This is a genomic window from Rhizobacter sp. P3_B12 (assembly GCF_056402895.1).
Genome location: NZ_JBFUGN010000827.1, coordinates 1 through 2,792, shown reverse-complemented (window position 1 = coordinate 2,792; position 2,792 = coordinate 1). Strand labels below are relative to the sequence as shown.

3 protein-coding genes are annotated in these 2,792 nt (G+C 63.1%); 2 read left to right on the top strand and 1 reads right to left on the bottom strand.

Annotated features, from left to right (window positions below):
- Together AC1D01_RS28660 and AC1D01_RS28655 are read left to right on the top strand one after the other, a co-directional pair.
- The coding region (locus AC1D01_RS28660) for an RHS repeat domain-containing protein (protein WP_477872461.1) at positions 1-1,402 on the top strand (1,402 nt) is incomplete at its 5' end.
- A gap of 23 nt (positions 1,403-1,425) precedes the next feature.
- Positions 1,426-1,722 carry a hypothetical protein gene (locus AC1D01_RS28655; protein WP_477872459.1) on the top strand — a complete coding sequence of 99 codons (297 nt, stop codon included), beginning with the start codon at positions 1,426-1,428 and terminating at the stop codon, positions 1,720-1,722.
- Between the two features lie 57 nt (positions 1,723-1,779).
- On the opposite strand, the gene AC1D01_RS28650 is transcribed toward AC1D01_RS28655, so the two are convergent.
- A partial coding sequence (locus AC1D01_RS28650) for a TonB-dependent receptor (protein ID WP_477872457.1) occupies positions 1,780-2,792 on the bottom strand: 1,013 nt, incomplete at its 5' end.

Sequence of the window (2,792 nt, the reverse complement as noted above, 5' to 3'; positions counted from 1 at the left end):
GTTCCGCGACGTGCGGTATGACGAGGCGAGCCGCATCACGAGCTTCACGCACCTGCTGCCCGACGGCACGCCGCAACCGGCACTCGACCAGGCCTTCGCGCACGACGAGAACGACCGGCTGACCGGCATCACGACGGCGACCTCCAGCTGGTCGATCTCGTACGATCCCAACGGAAACAGAGCCGGCCTGATCCTGAACGGCAGCCTGAGCACCTACAACACCGAGGCCACCAGCAACCGGCTCGCGAGCATCACGAACCCGGCGCGCAACTTGACTTACGACAACGCCGGCAACACGGTCAGCGACAGCGCGGGTTACAGCGCGGGTTACAGCGCGACGTACAACCTGCGCGGCCAGCTCGCGACGCTCACCAAGGGTGGCGTGACGACGACCTACACCTACAACGCCTTCGGGCAGCGGGTGCGCAAGGTCAGCAGCACAGGTCCGGCAAGCACGGTTGTCTTCGTGTACGACCAAGCGGGGCACCTGCTCGGCGAGTACGACCAGAACGGTGCGGCGATCCGCGAGTACGTGTGGTTGCGCGACACGCCGATCGCGATGTTCATGCCGGATCCGGCGAACCCGAGCGGTGACCCGCTCGTGTACTACATCCACACCGATCACCTGAATGCCCCGCGCATCGTGATGGATCGCGACAACCACGTGCGCTGGCGCTGGCTGGCCGAGCCGTTCGGCACGACCGCGCCGGAGATGAATCCGGAAGGGCTCGGGGTCTTCACGCAGAACCTGCGCTTCCCGGGGCAATACGCGGACGCGGAGAGCGGGCTTTGGTACAACTACTTTCGGCAGTACGACTCATCGAGAGGCTATATACAGAGCGATCCGATCGGCTTGATCGGGGGAAGCCTCTCGACGTATGCCTACGTCGATGGGAATCCATTGAGCTTCGTCGATCCGAATGGTCTCGCAGGTTGCACGTTGACGTGGTTCACGCTGGTCTGCGAATTCGGACCGCCTCCGATTATTGATCCGGACAGTCCAAACCCAACACCTTCATCGGAGTGGTGGCGCAGATTCAAGAACCCATTTGAAGGCATGTTCTCGACGCCTAGGCCAAAGAACATGACGAGGCTTGAAGAGCGACAATTTGATAGAGTATGCGTTGGGGCGGGCGACCCATGTCAAGCTCTGAAGAATGAAGCCAACAAGGCCATTGATGCAGCGATTCCCAAAGTGGAAGACATGCTTTCTGACAAGGGGACCATGTTTGGTACGCAAGGCTGGACAAACCATGCGCTAAATCTCATGGGTCGAATTGAGCAAGTGGCTGCAATCATCAGTCTTGGTCAGAGAATGGGTTGTGACATGTCGGCTGAAATTATGCGGGCTACACAACTCTGGATTCCAAATTTCCCGAGAAACATGACTCCACCAAAATGAATATATACATTGATTTCAGCRTGATGACAGTCGAAGAGTCGGCCGGCGGGCGTGTGTCAGGTGTGTTGGATTTGGCTGCAGTGCCGGCAATTGGCTCGACGGTTGTGCTTGCAGCGCCGTCCAACGCGACTCCCTTTGTTGCTATATCCGGCTTTACTGGCCATCTCAAAGTTACGGAAGTCAGGTATGAGCCGTCCTCTCAATCCGTCGGCGTATCGATCAGCTTGGAGGATGTCACGGTACCAACGAGGGCTGATGCTCTGAAAGTTATGAAATTTTTCTCCGAGGGATTCGGACTGTCGGCAGAAGACTTCGAATAGGAGCAGGGCGCGCCTCGTGTGTAAGAAGAGCCGGTCCCCGGCCCTTTGCTCTCACCCTCAGAAATTCACCCGCAGCCCCGTCTTCACCGACCGCCCCGGCAGCGGCGACAGATCCCGCACCGTCTGCACCGTCGACGCGCTGTACGCCAGCTTGTCGCCCAGGTTGCCGAGCTTCAGGAACCACAGCGCGTCGCTGTTGCCGATCGAGAAGCGCCGCGCTAGCGACGCATTGACGATCGCGTAGCCGTTCGTCGCCGCGTCGGTCGCCGGCACGCGGTTCTGCTTCGCCGCACCATCGACCTCCAGGCGCCCGCTCCACGGCCCGCTGTCCACATCCAGCCCGACCAGCGCCCGCAGCGGCGCGACGCGCGGCAGCGCCTCGCCGGTGTCGAGGTTGGTCGCCCGCGTGTAATCGAGCTTGCCGTCCAGCCCCAGCGTCCAGCCGTCCCGGCGCAGCAGCCGCTGCTTGCCGTTGATCTCGATGCCGTTCAGGCGTGCCCGCACCGCGCGGAACGCGTACTCGGGGAACGACTCCGGGCCGTCATCGCCCTCGGCCTCGATCTGCTGGCCGGTCGCCTCCAGCGAGATGAAGCGCGAGAAGCGCGTGCTGAACGCACCCAGCCGCAGCTCGTTGCCGTCGTCCTTCCACGCGAGCGCCACGTCGATGTTGTTGCCGCGCTCCACGCCCAGGTTCACGTCGCCGCGCTCGAACGCGCCGGTCGCCGCATGCACGCCGTTCGCGTACAGCTCGAACGAGGTCGGCGCGCGCTCGGTGTAGCTCAGCGATCCGCTCAGCGACCAGGTCGGCGTCAGCTTGTAGACGTTCGCGAGCGACGCGCTGCGCACCGGGAAGCTGCGCGCATCCGCCGCGCCGAACTTCGGCTCGGCCGCATCGGCGGCATCGCCGTCCGAGGTGATGCGCGCATGCTCCACGCGCAGCCCGGCGGTCAGCGTGCCGCCGCTCCAGGCCAGGTCCTCGAGCGCGAACAGCGCCTGCCGCTTCGTGCGCGTGCTCGGCACGAAGGCCTCGTCGCCCAGCGCCGAGAAGTCGAAATCCTCCACCTGCAGCC